This is a genomic window from Vibrio sp. WZ-1, from assembly GCF_052037695.1.
Lineage (GTDB): Bacteria > Pseudomonadota > Gammaproteobacteria > Enterobacterales > Vibrionaceae > Vibrio.
In genome coordinates, this window is the sequence record NZ_JBQEQR010000055.1 from 27,024 (window position 1) to 52,318 (window position 25,295).

The 25,295-nt window shown below is 45.4% G+C and carries 24 protein-coding genes and 1 pseudogene; 13 read left to right on the top strand and 12 right to left on the bottom strand.

Annotated features, from left to right (window positions below):
• Window positions 1-182 precede the first annotated feature (182 nt).
• The 5 genes from ACTS60_RS05075 to ACTS60_RS05095 all read left to right on the top strand — a co-directional run bounded on the left by ACTS60_RS05075 (window position 183) and on the right by ACTS60_RS05095 (window position 4,880).
• On the top strand, window positions 183-2,030 hold the full coding sequence (locus tag ACTS60_RS05075; protein ID WP_440887375.1) for a M3 family metallopeptidase: 1,848 nt from the start codon (window positions 183-185) through the stop codon (window positions 2,028-2,030).
• A gap of 60 nt (window positions 2,031-2,090) precedes the next feature.
• Window positions 2,091-2,627 carry a DUF924 family protein gene (locus tag ACTS60_RS05080; RefSeq protein WP_440887376.1) on the top strand — a complete coding sequence of 179 codons (537 nt, stop codon included), beginning with the start codon at window positions 2,091-2,093 and terminating at the stop codon, window positions 2,625-2,627.
• 151 nt (window positions 2,628-2,778) lie between these two features.
• On the top strand, window positions 2,779-3,096 hold the full coding sequence (locus ACTS60_RS05085) for a DUF4144 family protein (RefSeq protein WP_440887377.1): 318 nt from the start codon (window positions 2,779-2,781) through the stop codon (window positions 3,094-3,096).
• Between the two features lie 211 nt (window positions 3,097-3,307).
• Window positions 3,308-4,246, top strand: a complete 939-nt coding sequence (locus ACTS60_RS05090) for a LysR substrate-binding domain-containing protein (protein ID WP_440887378.1) — start codon at window positions 3,308-3,310, stop codon at window positions 4,244-4,246.
• Between the two features lie 148 nt (window positions 4,247-4,394).
• On the top strand, window positions 4,395-4,880 hold the full coding sequence (locus ACTS60_RS05095) for a VOC family protein (RefSeq protein ID WP_440887379.1): 486 nt from the start codon (window positions 4,395-4,397) through the stop codon (window positions 4,878-4,880).
• 395 nt (window positions 4,881-5,275) lie between these two features.
• Here the strand turns inward: ACTS60_RS05095 and ACTS60_RS05100 are convergent, their stop codons facing one another.
• Window positions 5,276-5,584 (bottom strand): MliC family protein, encoded by a 309-nt coding sequence (locus ACTS60_RS05100; RefSeq protein ID WP_440887380.1) that lies wholly within the window; start codon window positions 5,582-5,584, stop codon window positions 5,276-5,278.
• Window positions 5,581-6,042 (bottom strand): ecotin family protein, encoded by a 462-nt coding sequence (locus ACTS60_RS05105; RefSeq protein WP_440887381.1) that lies wholly within the window; start codon window positions 6,040-6,042, stop codon window positions 5,581-5,583. Before ACTS60_RS05105 ends, ACTS60_RS05100 begins: the two co-directional genes overlap by 4 nt.
• A gap of 211 nt (window positions 6,043-6,253) precedes the next feature.
• Between ACTS60_RS05105 and ACTS60_RS05110 the strand changes: the two are divergent.
• The 3 genes and pseudogenes from ACTS60_RS05110 to ACTS60_RS05120 all read left to right on the top strand — a co-directional run.
• Window positions 6,254-6,388: pseudogene (locus ACTS60_RS05110) on the top strand (amino acid transporter); the annotation flags it as partial.
• A 39-nt stretch (window positions 6,389-6,427) separates the two neighbouring features.
• Window positions 6,428-6,856, top strand: a complete 429-nt coding sequence (locus tag ACTS60_RS05115; protein WP_440887382.1) for a VOC family protein — start codon at window positions 6,428-6,430, stop codon at window positions 6,854-6,856.
• A gap of 37 nt (window positions 6,857-6,893) precedes the next feature.
• A complete protein-coding gene (locus tag ACTS60_RS05120) occupies window positions 6,894-7,412 on the top strand; it encodes a macro domain-containing protein (RefSeq protein WP_440887383.1) in 519 nt (172 codons plus the stop codon).
• A gap of 134 nt (window positions 7,413-7,546) precedes the next feature.
• Here the strand turns inward: ACTS60_RS05120 and ygjK are convergent, their stop codons facing one another.
• Window positions 7,547-10,237, bottom strand: coding sequence for an alpha-glucosidase (ygjK, locus tag ACTS60_RS05125; protein WP_440887384.1), 2,691 nt, complete (start codon window positions 10,235-10,237; stop codon window positions 7,547-7,549).
• Window positions 10,238-10,497: 260 nt separating this feature from the next.
• The gene (locus ACTS60_RS05130) at window positions 10,498-11,265 is read right to left on the bottom strand and encodes a helix-turn-helix domain-containing protein (protein WP_440887385.1); all 768 of its coding nucleotides are present in this window, start codon (window positions 11,263-11,265) and stop codon (window positions 10,498-10,500) included.
• Window positions 11,266-11,935: 670 nt separating this feature from the next.
• On the opposite strand from ACTS60_RS05130, the gene ACTS60_RS05135 reads away from it, so the two are divergent.
• Window positions 11,936-12,181: a Rho-binding antiterminator gene (locus ACTS60_RS05135; RefSeq protein ID WP_440887386.1), complete on the top strand. Its 246-nt coding sequence runs from the start codon at window positions 11,936-11,938 to the stop codon at window positions 12,179-12,181.
• A 102-nt stretch (window positions 12,182-12,283) separates the two neighbouring features.
• On the opposite strand, the gene ACTS60_RS05140 is transcribed toward ACTS60_RS05135, so the two are convergent.
• From ACTS60_RS05140 to ompW, 5 genes are all read right to left on the bottom strand, one after another.
• The gene (locus ACTS60_RS05140; RefSeq protein ID WP_440887387.1) at window positions 12,284-13,771 is read right to left on the bottom strand and encodes an MDR family MFS transporter; all 1,488 of its coding nucleotides are present in this window, start codon (window positions 13,769-13,771) and stop codon (window positions 12,284-12,286) included.
• Window positions 13,768-14,793 (bottom strand): HlyD family secretion protein, encoded by a 1,026-nt coding sequence (locus ACTS60_RS05145; protein WP_440887388.1) that lies wholly within the window; start codon window positions 14,791-14,793, stop codon window positions 13,768-13,770. The genes ACTS60_RS05140 and ACTS60_RS05145 overlap by 4 nt, the downstream gene beginning before the upstream one ends.
• A gap of 259 nt (window positions 14,794-15,052) precedes the next feature.
• Complete coding sequence (locus ACTS60_RS05150) at window positions 15,053-17,653, bottom strand: TRAP transporter permease (RefSeq protein ID WP_440887389.1); 2,601 nt, start codon at window positions 17,651-17,653, stop codon at window positions 15,053-15,055.
• 81 nt (window positions 17,654-17,734) lie between these two features.
• Window positions 17,735-18,706: a TAXI family TRAP transporter solute-binding subunit gene (locus tag ACTS60_RS05155; protein WP_440887390.1), complete on the bottom strand. Its 972-nt coding sequence runs from the start codon at window positions 18,704-18,706 to the stop codon at window positions 17,735-17,737.
• A gap of 454 nt (window positions 18,707-19,160) precedes the next feature.
• On the bottom strand, window positions 19,161-19,805 hold the full coding sequence (gene ompW / locus ACTS60_RS05160) for an outer membrane protein OmpW (protein WP_440887391.1): 645 nt from the start codon (window positions 19,803-19,805) through the stop codon (window positions 19,161-19,163).
• Between the two features lie 432 nt (window positions 19,806-20,237).
• Here ompW and ACTS60_RS05165 point away from each other — a divergent pair, with 432 nt between their 5' ends.
• The gene (locus ACTS60_RS05165; protein WP_440887392.1) at window positions 20,238-20,888 is read left to right on the top strand and encodes a Qnr family pentapeptide repeat protein; all 651 of its coding nucleotides are present in this window, start codon (window positions 20,238-20,240) and stop codon (window positions 20,886-20,888) included.
• An 8-nt stretch (window positions 20,889-20,896) separates the two neighbouring features.
• A complete protein-coding gene (locus ACTS60_RS05170; protein ID WP_440887393.1) occupies window positions 20,897-21,208 on the top strand; it encodes a cupin domain-containing protein in 312 nt (103 codons plus the stop codon).
• A 190-nt stretch (window positions 21,209-21,398) separates the two neighbouring features.
• Here ACTS60_RS05170 and ACTS60_RS05175 read toward each other — a convergent pair whose 3' ends face one another.
• On the bottom strand, window positions 21,399-22,145 hold the full coding sequence (locus ACTS60_RS05175) for a hypothetical protein (protein ID WP_440887394.1): 747 nt from the start codon (window positions 22,143-22,145) through the stop codon (window positions 21,399-21,401).
• 189 nt (window positions 22,146-22,334) lie between these two features.
• On the opposite strand from ACTS60_RS05175, the gene ACTS60_RS05180 reads away from it, so the two are divergent.
• Window positions 22,335-22,664 (top strand): DMT family transporter, encoded by a 330-nt coding sequence (locus ACTS60_RS05180; RefSeq protein WP_005428450.1) that lies wholly within the window; start codon window positions 22,335-22,337, stop codon window positions 22,662-22,664.
• A gap of 16 nt (window positions 22,665-22,680) precedes the next feature.
• On the top strand, window positions 22,681-23,319 hold the full coding sequence (locus ACTS60_RS05185) for an HAD family hydrolase (RefSeq protein ID WP_440887395.1): 639 nt from the start codon (window positions 22,681-22,683) through the stop codon (window positions 23,317-23,319).
• 59 nt (window positions 23,320-23,378) lie between these two features.
• Here the strand turns inward: ACTS60_RS05185 and ACTS60_RS05190 are convergent, their stop codons facing one another.
• Both ACTS60_RS05190 and ACTS60_RS05195 read right to left on the bottom strand, forming a co-directional pair.
• Window positions 23,379-24,557: a lytic polysaccharide monooxygenase gene (locus tag ACTS60_RS05190; protein WP_440887396.1), complete on the bottom strand. Its 1,179-nt coding sequence runs from the start codon at window positions 24,555-24,557 to the stop codon at window positions 23,379-23,381.
• 206 nt (window positions 24,558-24,763) lie between these two features.
• Window positions 24,764-25,204, bottom strand: a complete 441-nt coding sequence (locus tag ACTS60_RS05195; protein WP_440887397.1) for an Lrp/AsnC family transcriptional regulator — start codon at window positions 25,202-25,204, stop codon at window positions 24,764-24,766.
• Between the last annotated feature and the right edge of the window lie 91 nt (window positions 25,205-25,295).

Genomic DNA, 25,295 nt, shown 5'->3' on the forward strand with positions numbered 1-25,295 from the left:
CGATTTCTAATCAAAAACGGAAAAACTTTGTGACTGACGTCTGCACATGTAAAAAGTGCGGTAAATTACTGTTTACAAGCCATAAAGAAGACAAATGGATTTCGCATTCCTTTCTGCTACTTAGACGTGCCATAATCAACGACGATAAAAACCTCAATAAAGCAAACATTTGAAGGATCAAAATGACTGCAACGGAATACCTAAACGACCTAAACCAACGTTACCTCGCTATCCATCGCACCAAAGAAGATTTCTTTTGGGAGACGTACATGGGCATCAGCGACGACCACGATGGTTCGACAAAAGCACAAACCGCTTGGACCAATTTCTTAAGCAACGCCGAGCAAATCTCTGCTATCAAAGTGCAACTTGAAGCGGCTGAAACGATCGCTGATCCACAAGAGAAACAGCAAACGCAAATTGGTCTGCAAGGATGGTTGGCAACATTTGAGTCGCATGCGATTGAAGGCGAACTAGCTCAAGCCCAAAAGAATGCTCTGATTGCATTCGAAGCCGAGTTGTTCGAGAAAAAGCAAAAACACGTTCTGACGTTTACCAATGAAAACGGTGAACAAACAGAAGGCTCTTTACCAGTATTATCTTCGACTATTCGCGCCAATAATCACGAAGAAGTGCGTCAATCCGCACACCAAACACTGCTCGACCTTGAGCAATGGTTACTGCAAAACGGCTTTATTGAGCTGATCAAACTGCGTAACCAATTCGCACGCTCTTTGGGCTACGAAACCTTCTTTGACTACTCAGTGAAGAAGACGGAAAAGATGAGCTCCGAGCAACTATTCAGCATCTTAGATGACTTTGAACAGCGCACGCGCGATGCTCACCTAAGCAGCTTGGCAAACCTTGCTGAGCAGAAAGGTCAAAGCGCACTGACTGGCTATAACTTTGTGTACTCGTTCGCCGGTGACGTCATGCGTGACTTAGACCCATACGTTCCGTTCTCAAAATCACTACGTCGCTGGGTAGAATCATTCGGTCGCCTAAATATCGAATACTCAGGCGCAGAGCTGACGCTAGACCTGCTTGACCGCAAAGGCAAATATCCGAACGGTTTCTGTCATGGTCCTATCCCATCGTTCTACAACCAAGGTGAGTGGATTGCGGCGCAGGTGAACTTCACCAGTAACGCCAAGCCAGACCAAGTCGGCAGCGGCTACGACGGCATCAATACCTTGTTCCACGAAGGGGGGCACGCAGCGCATTTCGCTAACGTGAAGATGAATGCGCCGTGTTTCTCTCAAGAGTTCGCACCAACTTCCATGGCATACGCAGAGACACAATCCATGTTCTGTGACAGCTTGTTGACCGATGCCGATTGGCTAAAACAATACGCGTTGGACGCAGAAGGTAATCCAGTACCGGATGAGATCATCCAAGCGATGATCAACAGCCGTCAGCCCTTCAAAGCGTACGAAGAGCGTAGCATTTTGGTCGTGCCGTATTTTGAACGTGCGCTTTACCAATTAAGCGATGAAGAACTGACGCCAGAGCGCATCACTAAGCTGGCGCGCGATTGCGAAAAGCAAATCCTTGGTTTGGAATGCAGCCCACGCCCATTGATGGCGATTCCACACCTTCTGTCTGATGAAGCAGCGTGTGCCTACCACGGTTACTTGCTAGCACACATGGCGGTTTACCAGACTCGAGCTTACTTCCTCGACAAGTTTGGCTACCTGACTGATAACCCAGAGATTGGTCCGCTACTGGCGAAACATTACTGGCATGCAGGTAACCACCTATCGCACAACGAGACTATCGTTAGCCTCACGGGTGAAGGCTTTAACGCTAAGTATCTAGCAGATGTGTGTAACCTATCGCCAGAACAAGCGTGGGAAGTTCAGCAGAAGAAAATTGCCTCACTGCAAACTCGTGAACGTGCCCCAGTGGCGTCTTTAAATGCCAGCATCAAAGTGGTGGATGGCAGCAAAGAGCTTGCAAGCAACTCAGTCTCAGACGAACAGATGTGCGAGCAGTTTGAGCGCTACATCCAAGAGACTTACGGTCGATAAGCGAAGCCAAGAGCTAGGATATTATATACCCCTAGCTCTTTTTCTATCAGGGAAGCAAACATGTACCAAGATATCCTGACTTTCTGGTTTGAAGAACTGGAACCAAAAGATTGGTTTGTGAGTAACGCCGACGTCGATAAACAAATCGAAACCCGCTTTCTCATCACCTTAGAACAAGCCGCTCAATCTGAGTTGTTTGACTGGCGAGATACGGCACAAGGCCGCCTCGCAGAGGTCATCGTGCTCGACCAATTCTCTCGCAACGTTTACCGCAATACACCGAAAGCGTTCGCTCAAGATGCTCTCGCGCTTGCCCTGGCACAAGAGGCAATTCGTCTAGGCTTCGACCAAGAATTGACGGAAGTTGAACGCAGCTTCTTGTACATGCCATTTATGCACAGTGAGTCCAAACGGATTCATGAAGAGGCGGAGAAGCTGTTCAAAGCTCTAGGGCGAGAATCTAACTACGAGTTCGAGCTAAAGCATAAAGTGATCATCGATCGCTTTGGTCGCTACCCGCACCGCAATGCGATTCTAGGCCGAGATAGCACCGCAGAAGAAGTGGAATTCTTACAGCAGCCGAATTCCAGCTTTTAAGCAAGCACACCTGCCAACTGAAAACCAACTATTGCACCACGCATAAAGCCTTTTGCTCTCTTAAGGCTTTGTGTATCGTACTTACCTTACGCTGCTTATTTAGCTCGTACACGACTTCAACTAACCAACCCCCAATATCTAAGGTAAAGCAATGATCACATGGCCTTGTTTGCTCAAACTCGATGGCGCCGATGAACTGGTGTATTTAGCTTCACCAGAGCAGCTTAATGCAGAATGCCAAGCATTGATTTGGGGTCAAGATGATATAGTGATAGATACGCAAGGTCATTGCTATGCATTACAAACGGGCTCTAACAACGTGGTGGAATTAAACCTTTTGCCACAAACGTTGAACGTGCAAGAAGTGACAGAGCTGATTCAAAAACATGAGTTTGCCCAAGCACAGCGCTGCATCATCAAAATCCATTTTTTGTCTGTCCAACAAGCTATTGAAGCATTGGCTGATTAAGGTCTAGAAAACTCAGTTACCGACACAGCATCATACCCACTGACTTCTTTTTCTCACCGATTCCTAATTGCACAGAAAAAGGGAAGCTACCGCGCCTCGGCCTTTGGATTCTTTAAAACAACAGGCTTTGCGATATTTCTAGCCAAAACAAGCTTAGTGATATAACTTCTGGCAATGTACCTCCGTTAGTGAGTTGAACAAAAGGAATATCATGATTGATTTATCCCACTTAATAAAAAATGATATGAACCTGCTGATTTGCTTGTACGTTTTATTACAAGAACGCAGTGTTAGTCGCACAGCAGAGAAGCTGTTCTTATCTCAATCGGCGGTCAGTAAACAGCTAACTAAGCTGAGACAAGTCTTTGATGATCCATTATTTGAGCGGGAGTCAAAAGGATTACTACCCACCCCAAAAGCCTTGGCATTAGAAAGCAAATTACAGCAGATACTGATACAAATTGATCAGCTTCGTGAACCTGAGGAATTCGATCCAGAAAACTCAACACGTGTTTTCCATATCGATCTGATTGAAACGGCTTACACTACTATCTATCCACGTTTTCTACCTCAAGCTTTATCTTGTGCGCCTAACATCACTCTCAAGAGTAATGATTGGAGCAACAATAGTATCGCACGATTGCAGAGAAGAGAGGTCGATTTTGGGGTAGGCATTTTTGAGTTTGACGAGCGTGCTAAAAAGCATGTGGAAACGATACCTGCCTCGCTTAGCTACACGGAATTAATGCGTGATACTCCAGTGTGCATTATGAGAAAGGGACATCCCGCATTAGAGGAGGAGTGGAGCCTCGACACTTTTTTAAAATATCGACACATTCTAGTGGTAACCGGGGGGATTTCTCGTTGGTTGTTGCACGAGGTACTAGAAATGCAGCGTCTTCATATCAATAATGCCGTCAACATGTCAGACGTATCCAGCGCGATAAAACTCTGCGAAAAAAGTGATTTATTACTCACCTACCCGTATAGATGCATCCGCATCTTCGAGGAAACCTCTAATATTGTCATCAAACCGCTACCATTCGCACTAGAGCCTGGGGCATTTTTCTTGCTCTGGAACAAACAGCTGGATAATGATCCAAGCCATAAATGGCTCCGTGAGTTAATCGTCAGCCAGTCCTATACCTAGTTAGAAGTCATGATGCCCACATCTTCTAATAACAAAAAATTATTATTATTAGAATAATTGATAATTTCATGAGATTGATAATTCTCCATATACTCTCCTCCATCGAAACGAAACACGAATTAATCATCACAGTTTTTGGAGCAGAATTATGAAAATGAATCACGTAGGCATCATGGTTGGCGATATGGACAAAGCAGTAGAGTTCTACACTAACGCGCTTGGTCTTCGCATCGTAATGAACAACACAAAAGTTATCGAAGAGCGCGAATCGGCAATAGGTCGTATGTGTATCGCCGTATTCGGTGAAGGCTTCAAAGGCTTCAACATCGCTCACCTAGTTACATCTGACGGCATCGGTGTTGAGCTGTTTGAAATGAAAGAGCGTCAAGAACGTCACGAACTGGATTTCTCTCGCCTAGGCATCTTCCACTTCTGTCTACAAACAGACGACTTTGAAGGCGTGATTAAGCGTGTTGAAGAGTTCGGCGGTAAAACACGTATGGACATTATGCGCTACCACCCAGAAGACGATAGCAAGCCTGCACAGATGGTTTACCTAGAAGACCCGTTTGGCAATCTGTTTGAGCTTTACTCACACACTTACGAAGAAACTTACGCGTCTGATTACGAGTAATTAAACGCTTAAGAATCAGAAAGGGTTGGCCTAGTGCCAACCCTTTTTTGTTTTGAAACAACCCCTCCTAACCTCCCCTTGGTCTCAGCTTCGGCGATCAAAATACATCGAGAGCAAAGGGGAGGAACTGTCCGAGTGTGTTAACACTAGATTCCTGATGTCGCCTAGGCTCCTCGGAATGACGAAAAATTGGGAGTGATTGAACCCACCATTCCAGAGAAAAACCCTCCCCCTTAGAAACGAAACTCCAATGCCGAGCAAACCATGTCAATACAAGGGGGAGTTGGAGGGGGTTGTGAACACGAAACAACAAACTAGATCCCTAAGACCAAACCCATCTTTAAACTGCGTGCACAAAAAAGGCTTGGTATCAGCCAAGCCTTTCACTTATGAGATTACTTTTTAATGCGGCATGCGCTTTCGGAGAGCTCGTTGACGATCAAAATGGCTTCGTCACCTTTGGTGTGAAGGACCAACATATGATCATCGGATAGGTACCTCGCACCAGAAGCTGAGCGAACTTGTTTTAGTTCGATTTCTCTTCCGTGGTTGGTTTTGATTAGCGCTGCATCTTGAGTAAAACTGGCAGCGAACTGTTGACCATCATCGCATTGATATTGATATTCAGGTACGGGCGACGAACAACCAACTAACACTAATAAACCACCGAACACCAAAGCCGCTTTGCTAGAGTTCAAGATCATTCTTCAGGAGCCCATACACGGATATCGACGTCCAAATCTGCTGGCGCATAAACCACCACAGGCAGCTTGCTGTTATAACGGTATAAATCGCGAATCGGCATTTGCACGAACGTTTCTACCTTCTCGATATCTTCTGGACAAGCCATCAACGTAGAGATAGTACCAGCTGCTGACGAATCAACTTGGTAGTAGGTGTAACCCCAGCCCTCCAGTGTATGCTCCTTGACAGAACCACCCAGAGATACACGGTTACAGTCTGTTTCCATCATTTTACCAACCACAAGTTCCACACGCTTATCGGCTTCATTGCTTACAGGATCGACATAGAAAACATGCTTTGTCATGTTCTCCATTTCTGGAAACATCTCTGCTGATGGACGAGATACATCGTTTGCTGAATTCATTGCAGAACATCCGCTCAGTGCCATTGCACCAGCAACTAACCAAACTGCTTTCATCGTTTTTTTCCTTTTTCATATGGATGAGCATATTGTAACTGGGAACGCCAGATTAAGGTAAATACACAATGCAAATTGATGGCTACTCTCACAATTACGACATCTCAACGCCATCAAACAATTTTAGTAAGTCTCTGTTCTGTACCTTACAGCAATTTGCCGACAAGGTTATGGTTTAAAGCCCTGTTCGGTAGATGTTCAAGGAAGAGAATTCGTATTCTTTTTCAGCCTAGGCTATGGCGCGAAATTATTGATACCCATTTTTAAACATGCTCGTTCTTGGCAGATTCTGGAGTTCATTATTGGCTTTGTCATGCTGGCTCTGGCGATCAGCTTACTGGTTTAGTGCGTATACTATTCTCAATGCTCGAAAAAGGAACACGTCATGGTAAATCACCGCAACCCTATTAATATCAAAGCACTCGATCACGTGGTACTGAGAACGGACAATCTCGACGCGATGCTGCACTTTTACCGAGATATATTGGGGTGCCCGATAGAACGTGAGTTACCTGATTTAGGCTTAACCCAACTGCGTGCAGGATTAGCAATCATTGATTTGGTGATGGTCGACAGTGAGCTTGGGAAGTTGGGAGGTAAATCGCCAAGCCAAGATGGACGCAACCTCGACCATTTCTGCCTGCAAATTGCGCCTTTTGAAGAGTCTGAGTTGCTTGAATATCTCCATCAACATAACGTCTGCGTCGAAGAGTTCGCCGAACGATATGGTGCTCAGGGCTTTGGGCGATCTGTTTATATCAATGATCCAGAAGGCAATGTGGTGGAGCTTAAACCTCAAAAAGATTGCCAGTAAAATACATCGTTAAACGCAACTAAATGAGTGAAGAAAAATGACCGCTATTTATCTGATTAATGGGGACATTACCAAAGCAAAGGTCGATGCCATCGTCAATGCAGCCAATACACGTATGTTAGGCGGCGGCGGTGTAGATGGTGCGATTCATAAAGCCGCGGGGCCTGAACTACTGCGCGCGTGCTATGACATGGAAGAAGTCAATGGAATACGTTGCCCATGGGGTGATGCTCGAATTACAGCTGCTGGCCAGCTAAATGCTCGCTTTGTCATTCATGCCGTTGGCCCAGTTTATAACAAATTTTCTGACCCTAGGGCTGTTTTAGAATCAGCTTACCAACGCGCACTAGACTTAGCGCTAGACAACGATTGCCAAACCGTTGCACTACCAGCTATCTCATGTGGCATATTTGGTTATCCGCCTCACGAAGCCGCAAAAATTGCGTTGGCAGTTTGTCACCGAAAAGAGTACCAATCGCTTAGTTTGTACTTCTATTTATTTGGTGAAGAGATGCTTGATATATGGCAACAAGCACAGCATAACTTCTCTCAATAAAACAAAAAAACCGAACAGTTTTCACCGTCCGGTTTGATCTTATTGAGCCTAATTGAAAAGAGTTAAGCAGTTGCAGATGCTAGGGGGGTCATCTGCAACGCTCAAATCTTCACGCTGTAAGTAACAAGCTAGCCTTACTTGCCTACAAAGCCGTTGTACAACATGTATAGGTGTGCGGCACTCCACGAGAAGTTGTTTGCACCTTGTACTGCGCCAGTTTCAGGGTTGTAGTTTTCCTGAATTGGTGTGGTTTCAGTCAGTCCTTGTGCGTTTTGGAATAGCTTATCCACCATTTGACGCGCTTCTACACCGTAACCGTAGTTGTCCATACCACGTACACCAAAGTAGAACTGATCCAGCCACACACGACCACGCCAGTAAATATCAGGACCGTAAGCCGGGTTATCCATTGACGCTGTACCTAGCGGGATCTTAGGCGAGTTAAACTTGCTGGTATCGAGCATATTCTTCACCACTTTATCTGCGTGCTCTTGCGTCGCGGCATTGTTGAATAGCGGTGACCAACCCTCAGGTCCCATACCACGCTTCACCAGCACAGGGCCTGCACACTGGTTGCTCAGGCCGCCAGGTACCACTTCAATATCGTAGTAGAAGCCTGTCGCTTCGTCGAACATACAGCGGTTGATGTACTCTTTGGTGTCTTCTGCTTTAGCTTTAAACTCCGCCGCTTTATCTGCTTTACCTAGTACTTCTGCAATTTGCGATAGGTACAGGTTGTCAGAGTACCAGTACGACGCTTGGTCAACCGATTCCTGCATTAGCGAGTAACCAGATAGATTGTTTGAATCATCCGTGTTCTCGTTGAATTTCACTTCCCAATCTTTCTTCGCCTGAGCCAGTTTATCCATGTTCACAGCCGAATCATCACGGTAAGTCACAACAGAACCATCTGTACCCATTACCATGTCGTAGGTGTTGTCGAAACCGTTGGTATTGTGTGCGTAGCGCCCCATTTGGTCGATCACTGCAGCTTCATCTTGAGTTGGCAACTCAGACATACCTTGAAGGTTGTCAATGGTGTCGATAAAGCCAAATACCCCTGCGTTGTCACGGCCAGATTCCCAACCCGCAGCCACTTTCGCAGGGATGCTCATCGCAGTGTAATCACCAGACGTTAGTAACTCGTTGTACTTCTCGATACCCGTTTCACCAATCCAGTTCGCACCACTCGCTTCATCTTTGTAATAGAACTTCATATCATCGATTGAAGCATCTGATCCCCAAGATCCATCGTTCAGATCCTCTTCAAATACAGTGTGAATTGGGTCTTTTGCTGCACCGTATTCAGGGATGCCGTTTTTGTTTGTATCGCGAGCACGTAGCCACCAATCGTGGAATGCTACCAATTTCGGATACATCTCTTCTAGCCATTTTTGGGCTTCTTCTGGACGGTTATGCTCATCTTTTAGCGCGGTATAGACTTCCCAAACCGCCCATGCAGCAAGAGATGGCTTAGTATTACGCTCGTTCCAGTTCAGGCCATCAGTCGCTTGAGGGAACACTTTTTTGTACTCCGCCGACATACCTTCCCAACGCTCTGCTGGTAGGTTGTATGTCACTACGTCAAGTAGGTAGCCTTCATCCCAAGGACGAACAGGATCATCAGACTGTATTTGATATTGGAATACAGTGCGGATGTTTTCCATCGCCACATCAGGGTTGAAGTGTGACATTGCGTAAGCTTGCTTCCACGTGTCCCACGGCCAAGTCATGTTACCTGAGAAATAAGGTGCTGTTACCGATGGTGTCACCGTGTCATGATCAATTGCACCCGCTGCACCACGCCAGTTTGCATTAAGTGTTTCCATTGCTTTTACTGCAACGAACTCATGCTCTTTAGAAGCGGCACCGTTGGTCAAACCATTTTTCAGGTACTCTTCCCAACGCATTGCTGACTCATGCATGTAGCCTTTCGGATCTGCCATCACATCATCCAGTTTTGCAAACTCAGAAGCCTGCTCTTTGGTGTTTTGAACGTGAGTGTATGCGGTATATAGCGTGATCTCTTCGCCATCACCAAGAGAAGCTGTTTGCACAAAACCTTTCTTGTCATCATCGATAGTTGATGTTTCTGGCTTGATAGAGCGCGTCACTTCAAACTTAGAGTCACCAGAAGTCAGCAAAGACCAAGAATCACGCACTGCACCAAAAGAGACTTCAACGCCGTTATCAGTCGCGGCAATTTCACGCGAGTAAGTTGGGTAAGCTTCTTCAACGCTGCGCACCGTGCTGTCGCTGTTTTTGTACAGCTGACCGTCGTCGGCGCGGTAATCCGTCATCAACTCACCGTCCCACTCACCTTGAATAGCCAGCTTGTTCGGGTTCTTGATCGTCGTTTTCACAAGAGACGTACGGTCCGTCACAAAACGCATTTCCAGTTCTGCTTCGATACCATCATCACCCGTGTACTTTTGAATCAGCGCGCCAGGTTGTGAGTACGCTTCTGTCAGCTTAAGCGGCATAGCTTCGCCATCCACCGTTAGGGCTAAACGGTCGAAACGTGCAGCCATGAATGACACGTATTCTTCGGTAAGTAGTGCTGTACCACCTAGAGCAATCTCGCCACCTTTGGTATCTAGTGTATGACCATGCCAAGAACCGTTATCGAACATAGGAATGTAGCGAAGATGACCACCATGCAAATCACGCAGTGCCACTGGTACACCTGCACGGTCGATGGTGTTATGGAATTCAGCCGCTTTCAATGGTGCATCCACGTTAGAATCATTATCACTACTGTTGCATCCACTAAGTGTTAGAGCAACCCCGACAGCAATCGCACATAAAGAAGTCTTAAAGTGCATGTTATATCCCTCATTTATTGGCTTTTGGTCCTGATCAGGCGAAAAAAGGTCGAGACGTGCCCTGCCGAGTTTCGATGATGAAGATTCAGCCTTATTTATTTCACTTTTGGATTTGAGAAGAGATCGATTAATTTGTCTCTTCTTCGTTTGACTTATTTAAATAACAAGTCATTAATTTTGGATAAAAATGGGTCTTTGATGCATTCTTATCAAATTGCACCCACTTAATATAAATTCTTTAATTTATGGCAATAACACCACTATTTATCGTTCGCCATCGATATGGCTTTTAATAACTCACCGTCAATGTTTGGAATGGTATCTGAGAGAAAAATTTGGTTACCTGGCGTGTAGGTCATCAATACATTTCTCAGCCGTTTACTGCCTTCCCCACTCTTGTTCTGTACATCAAACTCAATCAGCTTGTTGTATACCTCGTTAGCCAGTTTCTCTTCTTGTTCTTCAGTAATGGCAATGCGTCCCATGCAGATTGGTGGTCGTACGTCATGACTAAACACTTCGTCTCGAAAACGCTTAGCAAACAAAGTATCAAGTTTTGAGCCTTCCTCGAAAATAAAGCGACCTTGCTCTTTAAAGCGATATTGATCGTCACCTTTTAGCTCGATATAGCCCATCATTTCTAGGGCTCTTAAATACAGCGTCAGTGATGTATGTGTAAGCTGGTATTTACTTGCAATATCGTGCAATGACGATTCCTTGCGACGCAACAAATATAAGAAATCAAACAAATATGGATACTGATTAAATATCTCACTATTAATATCCGTAATGAATTGCTCGTTCTCTTGTTGAAGTTGTTTAGCCCGCATAGATAGTTCGACTAAATCCGTATCTAAATGAGTAGCAAACGAGAGTATTTTATCCAACCCAAGCGACGTGTTATGAAGTTGTCTTTTGATGGTTGATAGAGGAATCCCCATTCCAGCAGAGAGATCGGAATAACAAATCCCTTTCTCTTTTATTTTTTCTCGTAAAGCAGCAAGTAAATACGTTGCAGAATTATTCATCTAACAATGCCTGTTTATTTTTGTCAGCATCCCTGATGATATATTCAAGAGAGTCCTACTCTTGTGATGCCGGTTCCAAATATTTCCAGCATTCTTTATTAGTTAAACTTGTTTCAATAATGAGAATTTTACCTCTTATTAACTGAACAAGTTTTACTCATCAAGACTAAGTCTTAGCCATTATGTTTAAGCTGTCTTGGTATGACGATGAGTATAATTGTTTTGATGCGTAAAATTAAGTTAGCTGTGTTTTTTAGTAAAATTTTTCTATTAAAAGGCTATTTTATTAGGTGGGAGGTATCAAAAATTTATACCCAAAAAATTAGTCACGCGAGAGATCACAGAAAAATAGTGATTGACTGGCATTATAATAAATAAATGACCAGTAAATATCTTGTTATAAGGAGCAAGAGACTTGGTTAAATAGACAGGAACATTATTGAAGCATCGTCATATTATACCCCTCTTTTTCTAGCTTGGTCACATATTTTTCTACTTCTAAAACCTTTATATCCATATGCAACATTAAGAGCACTCTTTATATAGCTAATGAGAACAAGGCGCTCTATATTTGGGGACACTCCCAATAAGGCGTATGATAGAAGTTAGGTTTCAAAGGTAGGTTCCTTTCCTTCATCAGTCTGGTGAGGGTGAACGCAAGGAGAAAGTTATGGTGACCTGTAGCCAATATGATGTAATTGAAATCGCCTGTATGTTTAAGTTACCTGTTGAGATTACGTTGAAAAATGGAGAGACGCACCAAGGTAACGCATTCGATACCGGCTACGACATGGAACGACAAGAATGTTTGTTTTTGGAAATAGAGGGGGAGCGGACTTCGTTCCCAACTGAGCAGTTAATCGCAATGAGAGCACTCAAAGACAACCCGCATTTTAGCGAAGTGACCTTCGGTTAATGGCCCTCTATCTCTTACTACGAACAAGACTAAAAATAAGCAGATACAAAAAAGCGCCCTTAACTGGTGGAGTTAAGGGCGCTTTTACTTATCTCTAAAGGTTTACCTTGAGCGGATAAATATCAGCATCGGCATCATGATAACGAACATCACCCCAACCAACTGGAAGGTATGCACAAAGGCTACCATCTGCGATTGTTGATGAAGCATGTTCTGATATTGCTCTAACGCCGCAGGATCGGTGACCGCTAATCCCTGTTTTGCAGCCCAATCATGCAACACTGGGTTATAAGGGTTAAAACCTTCACCTAGTGCATGCCATTGCTGCTGACTATCGCGATACTGATACGTAGTTGCAACGGAGATACCAAATGAGCTGCCGATAGTGCGGAACAAGTTGAAGATACTCGCCCCCGCTACCGACTGCTCTTTTGGCAACGTCATATATGCCAGCGTTGACAAAGTCGAGAAGGTCAAACCTAAGCCCATACCTTGAATCATGCTTGGCATCACGATCCAGAAAGTGTCGATTTCGGTCGAGTATAACGTCATCAAGTAGCTGCCGATCCCGATGCAAGTTAAGCCAAAAACAATCTTCAATCTTGGATCGAATTTTGGATTAATCACGATAACCAATATCAACATACAGGCAGACGCTAACCCCCTTGGAGCCATCAACATACCCGTTGTCGATACTGGATAGTTCAACAAGCTCTCAAGCAACATTGGCTGTTGGGTGGTCAAACCAAACATCGCCATCGAGACGACTGCGATCATCAAAGACGATACCATGAGGTTTTTATCTTTGAGTAGCCACAGCGGCGCAATGGGACTCTTGGTCTTCCAACTTCGGTAGACCCACATGATTAACCCCATGATCGCAAGTAGTGCTGCGGTTTGGATAATGCGTGAGTTGAACCAGTCTTCGTCGTTACCTTTGTCGAGCACAAACTGCAGCGCTCCCACCCCGAGCGCCATGTAACCGATAATCCACCAGTCGAAGTTCGGTTTCGATTTGTTACTGATGTGGATGTAGCGATAAATCAGCGCAGCACACACCAAACCAAATGGCAAGTTAACGTAGAAGATCCAACGCCAGTTGATGTTATCGGTAATCACACCACCCACTACTGGGCCTAAAATAGGACCCAGCAAGATACCGATGGAGAAGATCGCCATCGCCTTGCCTTTTTGTTCTGAAGGGTAAATCTGAACCAACGTCGATTGCGCCAGTGGAATAACCGAGGCACCGAATGCGCCCTGAATAATACGGAATATCACCATCTCTTCGAGTGAGCCTGCTTGGCCACAGAAAGCACTGGCAATCACAAAGCCAATCACCGCCACCAGCATAACTTTACGTTCACCAAAACGTGATACCCAGAAGCTGGTCATCGGGATAAAAATCGCCTCTGCCATACTGTAACCGGTCAGAACCCACGTGATTTGGTCTGCCGTTGCACCCAACGCTCCCATCATGTGCGAAAGCGACACGTTGGCAACGGTCATGTCGATCAGCACCATGATGGCAGAAAGCATCACGGCGACGGTGGCGACACCCCGTTTGTCTGCCGTAATTTCGTTACTCATTGTGCGTTACTTTTTAAATCAACAGTGACTTCAGAACTCGCACCCACACGCAATTGTGGCGTACCTTCAGGTGCCTCTAAGGTTAAACGTACAGGGAAGCGTTGTTTGATTTTTACCCAGTTGCCGGTTGCGTTTTCTGGTGGCATCAATGAGAAAGACGTACCGCTCGCTGGCGACAGTTCTTCAACTTTCGCATTCCAAACTACGTCTGGATACATGTCGATCACCACTTGCGCGCGCATGCCTGCTTTGATGTGAGTTAAGTCAGTCTCTTTGAAGTTTGCGCGTACCCAGTAGCTGTCTTTAATAATCACGGGAAATAAGGTCTGACCAATGCCAACAACCGAACCTACATGGGTGTTGATTTCACCCGCTATACCATCGACCGGAGAAGTGATATCGGTGTAGCTTAAGTTCAATTCTGCTTGTGCCAATTGTGCCGCTGCTTGTTGAACAACCGCCGCCTCTGCGCCTTCTTCACCACGGTTTGCGATCGCTTTTTCTACCGTTGCACGCGCTTGTTCTAGGCCTGCTTGCGCATTAGCGAGTTTGTTCTTCGCGGTGTCGAGATCTTGGTCAGACGCTAATTTGCGTTTCACTAACGAGTTAGTGCGTTTGTACTCCAGCTGTGCTTCTGTCAGGTTCGAACGGGAGGCATCCAAACCTGCCACAGCTTCGGTCACTTGCTTATCAGCCACATCGTGCTGTTGAACCGCCAATTGGTATGCAGCTTTGGCTTGTTTTACCGCCAATAAGTAAGGACGAGAATCAATCTTCAGCAGCAAGTCACCTTTATTGATGACTTGGAAATCTCTCGCTTCTACTGATACCACTTGACCTTTAACCTGAGGTGCAACAGATAGGATTTTTGCTCTTACATATGCATCTTCCGTACTCGGGTGACTGTCAGAATATTGCCAAGACCAGTACATCGCACCAAAGGCGATCGCACAAACGAGAAGAAAAAGGATTTTGGTCAGTTTGGATTTCGAAGAAGATTTCTTCGCGATATCATCGCTCATTTATATTGTCCAAGTGTTCAATTTTGTGATCAGTGTAGGATTTTTCTATTTTCGGACAATAAGATGATCTGCAAGGTTAAGATCCAATTTTGAGCGTTGAAAATTTGCTCAGATGGTGCGCAAAGATATTCACACCCAAAGCATTGAATAGGTCAATAAAGTAACGATACGCCCTATAAAAATGGCAAATATTATGATTAACAAAAAGCCCCGTCAGTCTTAGCTCTAACGGGGCTTTGTGGCTATTTATCCCTAACTATCAATGTGCTGTGGCAAGCTGCATTGTCAAACGTCGACGTTGCAACCAAATCACGACACCAAACAGCAACATTGCCGGAATCCACATCCACTCTTTGCGATAACGCTCGACTGGCACACGCACATCGACAATTTGTTGGTCGAACTGCAATCCCGCCGCCTCTGCTGGACTAGCAAAGCTGACAATATCGACTAGGGTTTGCTCACCTTGCTGATAAGTCACTATGCCAAGTGCGTCCAACTTGTCTTGCCCGGTTTCCCCTTCAGGAACCGAAAACAGCACCGAGAACTCACGCATCTTACCTACCGCATCTTCACCATGGATACGCATTCTTAGTACACCGCCCTCTTCAAGCGGCTCAAGCGTTTGTGCCAGCTGAGCTGGATTGCTCGATTGGTACGGATCCACCACCATGTCGATCCAGAATCCTGGACGGAACAAGGTAAATGCCACGAGCAGCAGCAACACGCCCTCGTACCAACGGTTACGAGTCAGGAACCAACCTTGCGTCGCCGCTGCGAATATCAACATCGCAATGGTAGAGATAATAAAGATGGCGATGCCGTGCGCCCAATCCACGTCAATCAACAACAAATCCGTATTGAAGATAAACAGGAACGGCAAAGCTGCGCTTCTTAAACTGTAGTAAAACGCGGTTAAGCCCGTCTTGATTGGATCCCCTTTCGACACCGCCGCAGCAGCAAACGAAGCCAAACCCACTGGCGGCGTTACATCCGCCATGATGCCGAAGTAAAACACAAACAAGTGCACCGCAATCAATGGCACAATCAAACCGTGTTGTTGACCCAGCGTGACGATAACAGGTGCTAGCAAGCTCGATACCACGATGTAGTTCGCCGTGGTTGGTAAGCCCATGCCTAGAATCAAGCTCAATACGGCGGTAAGCATCAGCATGAGTAGCAAGTTGCCCATCGACAACATCTCAACCAAATCAGCCAAGACTAAGCCAACACCCGTTTGCGATACCGCACCAACAATTACGCCTGCGGTGGCCGTCGCGATACCAATGCCGATCATGTTACGCGCGCCAGCAATCAAGCCTTCACGCAAATCAATACAACCGTCTTTAAAGTTGCCGTAATCGTGTTTGCCGTCTTTACGCATCCAAGTCAGCAAAGGACGTTGAGTCAGAACGATCACCACCAGAATCACGCTGCCCCAAAAAGCAGACAACCCCGGAGACAAGCGCTCGATCATCAAACACCACACCAACACCACCACAGGCAGTAGGTAGTGCAAGCCAGACAACAAGACTGCGCGCGTATTTGGTAACTGTTCTAGCGGAGCATCTGGATCTTCTTCTGGTAGTGGCTCATTACTTGCGGCGACTTTTAGCAGCGCCAAGTACACCACCGCAAGAATCAATGCCATTCCCGGTAGAACAAAGTCACCCAATACCGGCTTCAACCATCCTAAACCATAGTAGACCGCCATCGACAAACCAGAAATCAACACCGCACCAAATGCAAAACCCGTGAGTCTTGCTAGCCAAGGTTTTGAACGTGCAGCATCAATTGGCTGCATGCCCAACTTGAGCGCTTCTAGATGAACAATATAAAGAAGGGCGATGTAAGAAATTGCGGCAGGTAAAAATGCGTGCTTAATGATCTCTACATAAGGGATGCCGACGTATTCCACCATCAAGAATGCTGCGGCGCCCATAACAGGAGGCATGATCTGCCCATTCACCGATGACGCCACTTCCACCGCACCCGCTTTCTCAGGAGAGAAGCCGACTTTGCGCATCATCGGAATGGTGAACGTACCTGTAGTCACTACGTTGGCGATGGACGAGCCCGAAATCAAACCCGTTAAGCCCGACGCAACAACCGCAGCTTTTGCAGGGCCACCACGCAAGTGCCCCAACATGCTAAATGCCAATTGAATGAAGTAGTGCCCTGCTCCAGCGCGTTCTAACAACGCACCAAACAGAACAAACAAGAATACAAAGCTGGTCGACACGCCAAGTGCAATACCAAACACACCTTCTGTAGTGATCCACTGGTGGTTAGCCAACGCATCCAACTGCACGCCTCGGTGGGACAATAAACCCGGCATGTATGGGCCTGCCAAGCTGTAGCCGATAAACACCAGCGCAATCACAGGCAATGCTGGGCCCAATACTCGACGCGCCGCTTCTAAAAGCAAAGGCAAACCAATCAACGCGGTAACAAAGTCTTCCGTGGTTAAGCTGCCCGGACGTTGTGCTAGTGCTTCGTACATAACAAACAAGTACAGCGAAGAGGCACAAGCAATCAAACCCAACATGATGTCGAAGGCAGGAACACGGTCGCGCGGGGAGCGCTTAAAAGCGGGGAAGACAAGAAAGGCAAGCAACAAGGCAAAGCCAAGGTGAATAGCGCGCGTTTCGGTGTCGTTCATCACACCGAAGCCAACAATAAAGGGCAGCGGAGACGCTATCCAAAGTTGAAACAGAGACCAGAGTAACGCCAAACCCACAATCAGCTTTTCCATGATTCCGGTTGGCAGGCGAGCACCCACATCTTGGGCAATAAGTTCTTCTGCCGACAGCTCACTCGGATGCGTGTCAGCATGGGACGTGGAGATCGTCTTATCCATAATTTTCTCACAAACAACAGAGAAGCAAGCGCTGCGAACCCATCACAGCGCTTGCTAAAAATTGAAGGTTCTAAGAGTTACTTACAACCAGCCGCGCTCTTTGTAGTAGCGCACCGCACCCTCATGCAGTGGTGCAGACAGACCCACTTCAATCATTTCTGATTCTTTCAGGTCTTTAAATGCTGGATGCAGACGCTTGAAGCGGTCTAGGTTGTCGAACACAGATTTCGTCAGTTGGTACACCAACTCAGGATCGGTTTCTGCTGTGGTTGAGAGCACCGCTTTGCCGCCGATAGATGGCGTATCGTTCGGGTTGCCACGGTACATTCCGCCCGGAATGGTTGCTTTGGTGAAGTAAGCACGCTCAGCAAGTAACTTGTCGATTTCAGGACCAGTCACTGGTACTAGCACCGCATCCGTTGTGGTTGAGGCTTCTTGAATCGCGCCGTTTGGGTGGCCGACAAAGTAGCTCATTGCATCGATGTTGTTGTCACTCATTGCAGAAGCTTGTTCTGCTGGTTTTAAGTCGGACACCAAACTGAATACTTCTTGCGACCAGTCTTTCGCTTGCATCACTTGTTCAAACGTATCACGTTGACCAGAACCAGGGTTACCAATGTTGACGCGCTTGCCTTTCAAGTCGTCGAAATTGATGATGCCTGCGTCTTTACGCGCAAGAATAGTGAACACTTCACTTTGTAGTGAGAAAACGGCACGAATGCCCGTCATAGGTTGGTTATTTTGGAAAGGAGCCACACCTTCTAGGGCTTTGTACTGGTGGTCTGACTGCATGATGCCGAAGTTGTACTCGCCACTGCGCAAACCATTGACGTTTGCCACGCCACCACCACTGGCTGGTGCATTACATTTAATGCTGTGGTCTGCAGCGCCGCGGTTGACGAAACGACAAATCGACTGGCTTGCAACGTAATAAACGCCCGTTTGACCACCCGTGCCGATAGTAATAAATTCCTCTGCCGCACTTATTTTCTCACTGTACGAGAACAGTGAAACTGCCGAAGCAAATACTGCAATGAGTGTGGTTCCTTTCATTTTAAGTTCTTCCTGTCTATCGATTGAAAAATAAAGACATTTTTCTCAGCTAAAGGCAGCAAAACCCAAAAATACTCGTGTAAAAATCCATACTTTACGAGCAATTTTCCTTAGTCAGCCAATCCTTAGCTTCATTTTGTAATTTTTATTTCCGTATTAGATTAATAATTAACCGAACACTTCCAATCGAATTTATCAGAACAATTTCAAAACCTAGCTATGGTAAATTTGCGCCTTTCTCAGCAATTGAGAATTAACAGAAAGTTCATCTTTTAAGCCATGCGTTTACAAATGCCAAAATGGAGCATCACTGGCGTAGTAATATGAGGAAAGAAAACAGATATGAGGAAGGAAAAGAAACCCAGAAAAGATAGACAAAAAAGAGGGGCAATCCCCGCAACTGCCCCTAAAAGTCATGCCAATAATATTATTGTTCTTTTGCTACTGCTTGTTCTTAGAACTTGTAACCGCCACTGATCATGAACACCCAAGGGTTGATCTTCACATCAGTTTTTTGTGCTGTGCCACCAAACTTGTACGTCGCTTCTGTTTCAATGTTTGCATACCATGCAGATGCGTTTAGAAACCAGCTTTCGTTGATCATGTAATCAACACCCACGTTAGCCGCTAGGCCAAATGAATCATCCAATTTGAGATCCGTAAGACCTACATTTTTCGCCTTGCTGTTGAAGCCTTCGTCAAAAAACATGGTGTAGTTTAGACCTGCACCCACGTAAGGGCGGAACTTACTTTGTGCATCGCCAAAGTAGTATTGCACCATAAACGTTGGCGGAAGGTGCTTAGTATCAGCAATGTTACCTAAGCCGAGCAAATCAGTAGAAATGTCATGACTAAATGGCGTCGCTGCTAATACTTCTAAGCTGATGTTGTCGGTAAACATGTAGCCAAACGTCAAACCTAGTTGAGTATTTGAATCTACTTTAAGTTCTTCTTGAGAACCTAGAATTTTGTCACTGCTGTCGTTTGGCACAACCGACGCAGCACCGACACGTAATACAAAATCACCTTCTTTGTGAGCTAATACTTGAGGTGATACTAACGCAGCAACCACTGCTAGACTGCAGATTGTTTTTTTCATTGTTATTTCCTTTTGTAGGGCTTATTAGTTTTTATATTCTTGAGCTGCGCGCAATCTAGCACATAGAAACCCTACTTTTTTGATGGAAATCAATTTGTAAAAAATATGACTTTTTCGTATACAAAACCGCCATACCGATCAACAAATCATGCAAATAGGACACAATCCTGTAATGCAAATTGTGCGTGTGAGAAGAGTGCATCGCACTTCAAAAAGTATTTCTCTTGTAAGCCTCTGTACTAAACAAAACTTTTTTCTGAATAGACTCGTTTTATTTTTGAAAAACCTAAGCCTTAAAACGCCAGTTTGACCGCTTAAATTGGCGATTTTCGGCCTTTGTAAAGCATTGAAATACAACAAGTTATATTTCTGGAAAATCATTCACTTAGAGTGGTAGTCTGCTTCCAACGAACAAAGAAAAGATAAATAGCCATGATTAAGACCGATCTCACTTTCGAACAGGAAGACTTTTCTCACCAAGATTTGCAAAACGCCACTTTTGAAAACTGCCGCTTTTATCAGTGCAATTTCGACCATGCTGATCTCAGTGATGCAAAGTTTATTGATTGCCGCTTTATCCAATCGAGCGACATAGAAGGCTGCAGTTTCCGCTATGCCAAACTCAAAGATGCAAGTTTCAGCAACTGTATGTTGGCCATGTCTCAGTTCAATGGTGCAGACTGCGTCGGCATCGAACTGCGTAAGTGTGATTTGAAAGGCGCAAACTTTCAAAGTGCTAACTTCGCTAATCGTGTCAGCAACACTGTGTTCTTTTGTATCGCTTACATTACGGGCTGTAACTTGGCTTACACCAACTTTGAGCGTGCATTAATCGAGAAATGCGACCTGTTTGAGAACCGATGGAACGGCGCCAATCTGATGGGCGCAAGCTTTAAAGGCTCTGACTTATCGAGAGGAGAATTCAGTCGAGAACAATGGGGCAGCTTTAATATAGAGGAGAGCGATCTTACCCACGTCGATTTAGAAGGCTTGGACATTCGCCGCGTCTCTTTATACGGTGTTAAGATCTGCGACTGGCAGCAAGAACAACTGCTCACACCATTTGGACTGATCGTTATTTAGGAAGCGCTATGAATCTGTTTAAAGACCTGCCCAGTGATCTGAGTGAAGAAGTGTTCGAAGATTTACTCACACATAAACAACTGCGCATCGAGCGTATTGTCTCAAAAGGGCAAACCACGCCAGAGGGCGAATGGTACGATCAAGAAGAACATGAATGGGTATTGGTTCTACAAGGCGCAGGCGAACTGACTTATGAAGATGGTTCTGTAAAACGTTTAGAGACGGGCGATCACGTCAACATTCCTGCCCATACCAAGCATCGCGTGAGCTGGACTGATCCCGAGCAAGAAACAATTTGGCTGGCGGTTTTCTACCGCTAGATTTTCGACTTCCGTGTTATTCCGAGGAACAAGTTAAGAAAAACGGGGAAAAGAAATACTAACTTTCCCCATGTGCGCAATAAAGGGTCTAGGTGAAGCGCAAAAGAAATTGAAGTCATGGCCTCTGAGCGAGTCTCCCAACTGTTACTCAGAAATAGATCTGACCATGACTTCAATAATTCATAAAAAACTATTGGATTGAGAGGGTGTTCTGTTTGCGATTGTATTCAAATAGTTCACGATGAGAGATAACATCATGATTCTGCCATCCATCATAGGTGCTGCTCCCTTTCTCCAGTCGTACAGTATCCCCATTTAGCTCGATGGAGACTTGTTCAAGCTGACTTTTCCCATCAACTTCCTTACTTTCAAAACGGAGTTGGTAGGAATCGCTACCTTCAAAGTAATGTGCTCGGTACAACTCGCCAAATATCTCTAAAGAGACACCCTCGGCGTACACAACGAGAGCAATGTCAGTATCAGCCTCACTCAAATAGTACTCACTTATTCCTTTTCGTGATTCGATGATATTTGCCGAATACTCTAAATGAGCCACCTGTTGATTTGTGGAGACATAAATGACGTCTGGTGTAATACGCATCAACTGATAACCCATTATTGACGCACTTACTGTGTCTCCGACTTCAGGGACTAACTGCCCCAAGTGAATAAGATCTCTTGCGTTAAAAGACCACAAAATATTGGTTGTGATCTGATCGATGGTAAATGTAACCTTCCTCGATAAGTTCTCAACTTCCCAACCTCGTACGTCCAAGCTGATGGCATCAGTAATTGAAGCAGTCAGAAACTCCACGGACTGCAATTCATAATTCGCACGAGGATCGCGAAAGTTATCTAACTTTTCTGTTGTAAAACCATCATCATCACAACCGGTCACGACTAACGCACATATTATGGAGAACCACAGTTTTCGCATCCATTTCTACCCTATAACGAATTGAAGTCGGGCAGGAGTGTATCTTCTGATCTCGTCTTGAGTTGTAAGCGTATGTAATCTTGATTATTACAAATGGGTAAAAGTAATTTGATAATCGAGAGGATTATCATTCTAGAAGTCATCAATATACTAGCCGTACTCCACAACTACCGAAGACGAATGATAACAATGAGCTGGTTTTTCTTACTTTTAGGCGTGGGCGCAGAAGCCCTTTCACATGTAGCACTTAAGGCAACCGATGGTTTCAGCAAACCACTACCTGCAACGCTTGTTTTACTGGGGCACTTGGCTGCATTCGTTTGTTTAGCCCAAGCAATGAAAGGGGGTATGCCCGTTGGTATTGTTCACGCACTTTGGGCAGGACTCGCTATTGTGTCTGTCACCTTAATTTCTCAATTGGTGTACCGCCAACATATGGATACCAGCTTGTGGATTGGCATGGCACTTATCGCTGCGGGCGTGATGGTGATAAACTTCTCCCACGGACACGCACATTAAACCATAAGGCAACAGATTGTCAGACTCTCGAAAGCCCGCTTTAGCACTGTTTGATTTTGATGGCACCATCACTGACGAGGACATGTTTAGCGCATTCCTTCACTATGCAGTCTCTGGCCCGCGTAAGTGGTTCGGGAATGTGGTGATCATGCCATTTTACGCCCTTTTCAAGACTGGAATTATTCCGGCAAAACGAATGCGACCTATCGCCAGCTTTATTGCTTTTTCAGGGCGCAGTACCGAACAAGTCAGTGCTTTGGGGGCACAATTCGCACAAGAGGTGATCACTCAACACATTCGTCCCGAAGCTCAAGCCCGACTGGACTGGCATCAAACACAAGGTGATACCATTGTCGTGGTTTCTGCTTCACTTAACGCCTACCTAAGCCCTTGGTGTAAAAGTCTGGGTTATCAATTACTTTGTAGCGAATTGCTTGGCGATAGCAAACAAATTAGTGGCTTCTACTTGAGCGGTGATTGCAGCTTGAGTAGAAAAGTGGAACGTGTCAAAGCCGCTTTTGATTTAAACAAGTATCAAGCGATATATGCGTATGGCGATACTCATGAAGATATCCCAATGCTCAAACTAGCAGACCATAGGATGATGAACTGGCAACCTTGGCTTCCCGATAGTCTGAAAAACAAAAGTGTATAATCAGAAGCAAGAAACCCTTCTCTATCTAGAAGGGTTTTGCTATTTGGAATGGAAATAAATTAGCGCCAAACGCCCCATTCACCCGTGGTACCAGGCTCTTCGCCACGCGTCCACCATTGTGCTGTCCATTCACGACCGTTGTGCGTCACAACATCACCTTGGTTGTAAATAGCATCTTTGCTCCAAAGATTGGTCGGCTCAACTGGTGGTGTGGTATCACCTTTAATCAATGACAGCGCATAACTAAAATTGACATTCGGCGCCAGTACTTGGTTCGCGTAGATATTATTAGTATCGAACATGTAATGTTTCATCGCTTCATGCCAAATGCCTACGTACCAATCGCCCGTTTGTTGTGAGTTAAATTGATCCGCTAACTCTGCTGCCCACGTTGTGGTGTTGTTTGCACTGATGGCAAGCGAAAGATCAACGATCTCAGAGCCTGTTGCACTAAAGGTACGGAAACGTACGGTATCGCCCAATTCAACAGGACCAAAACCTTGCGCCACAAAATAGCCTAAAGAAGTCAGGTTGTTTGCCGGATCAGTTGGTTCGACTGGGTCAGTCGGAGGTATTGTCCCATTTCCGCTTAACGTAATATCACTACAGTTGTAGAAACCCTCACCCGCGACATCAATACGCTGCCAACGGGTATAAAGAATGGCATCACCTGAGCGATCGGCTGGGAAGGTCACTTGAATTCGATAACGTTTTTCGGCATCAACATACACATCACCCGCGGTATCAATCAGTTCTAAATCATTCCAAGTAAGAGGCTGTGTATCATCATAAGTTGGTTTGGAAAGATAAAACTCCCAATAAGATGGGTTATGTGGCGCTTTACCAAAGAACACCATCTCAATTTGGTTATTGGTATCTAGCGTTACATTGGTACGCTGCCAGTTTGACGATGGGATATTTAAACCTTTCTTAGCAGCATCACCCGCCGAACAAAGCTCACCGTCACGTACGATAGCTTTTACATGGGCCATATCGCGGTAATTTGGCACATTCGCGGCAATTTCACTGCGCTGCACAAATGGGTATGCACCCGATTCGTCATAAGCCGCCTGACAAGCTTGGTTTGGAATTTCATTGGTCCAAAATCCGCCATCTAAATAACAGGTGTTTTGGCGTGCGCTTGGAAACTCGACCCAGCCATGGGCATTGACATTAAAAGAGCTTAAAGCCGCGACTGCGCCCAAGCTCACCAGAGGGAGGGTTACGTATGATTTCATCATTCATCCTTAAATTTGCTGATTCACTACTCGCGAACCAAGTCGCGATGTAGCAAAGCTAGCAGGATGAGATTATTTAGACGGTGAGAATTAATGCTGGCTGTGTCAGATTGCTGGCTTCTTTCCAGCATTCAATGTTAACCACCACCATACTCGACGTAGTCTTTCGACGCACTTCAAATATACGTACTACAACAATGGGTAGCCTAACGTTGGTCCTTCGGAGTATCCATCACTACCATCGTCGTGATCGCTTTAACATGTTCACACTCCCCTAGCACATCGGCATGAAAAGCTTTATAAGATGCCAAGTCTTGAGTTTCAACTCGTAGCAAGTATTCGTTCGCGCCAGTGATGTTATGGCACTCCACAACTTCATCAACAAAGCGGACGTGATCTTCAAAACCAAGCTGAGCCTGCTTCGAGTGGGATGCTAAACCAATCGATACATAAGCGACAAAACCAACGCCCATTTGCTGGTTATCCAACACCGCACGGTAACCTTTGATCACCCCCTTACGCTCCAAATCTTGCACTCGACGTAAAGTCGCAGATGGTGATAATCCCACACGTTCAGACAGCTCCACGTTGGAGATTCTTCCGTCCAATTTCATTACTTGCAATATTCTTTCGTCAAACCTATCCATGGTGCTCTTTTATTGTTTAATGGGCGTATTTTAATCAAATATAAGCACAAAATTGATAGCAGTTCTACCTATCATTGTTCTCGACCGGTCA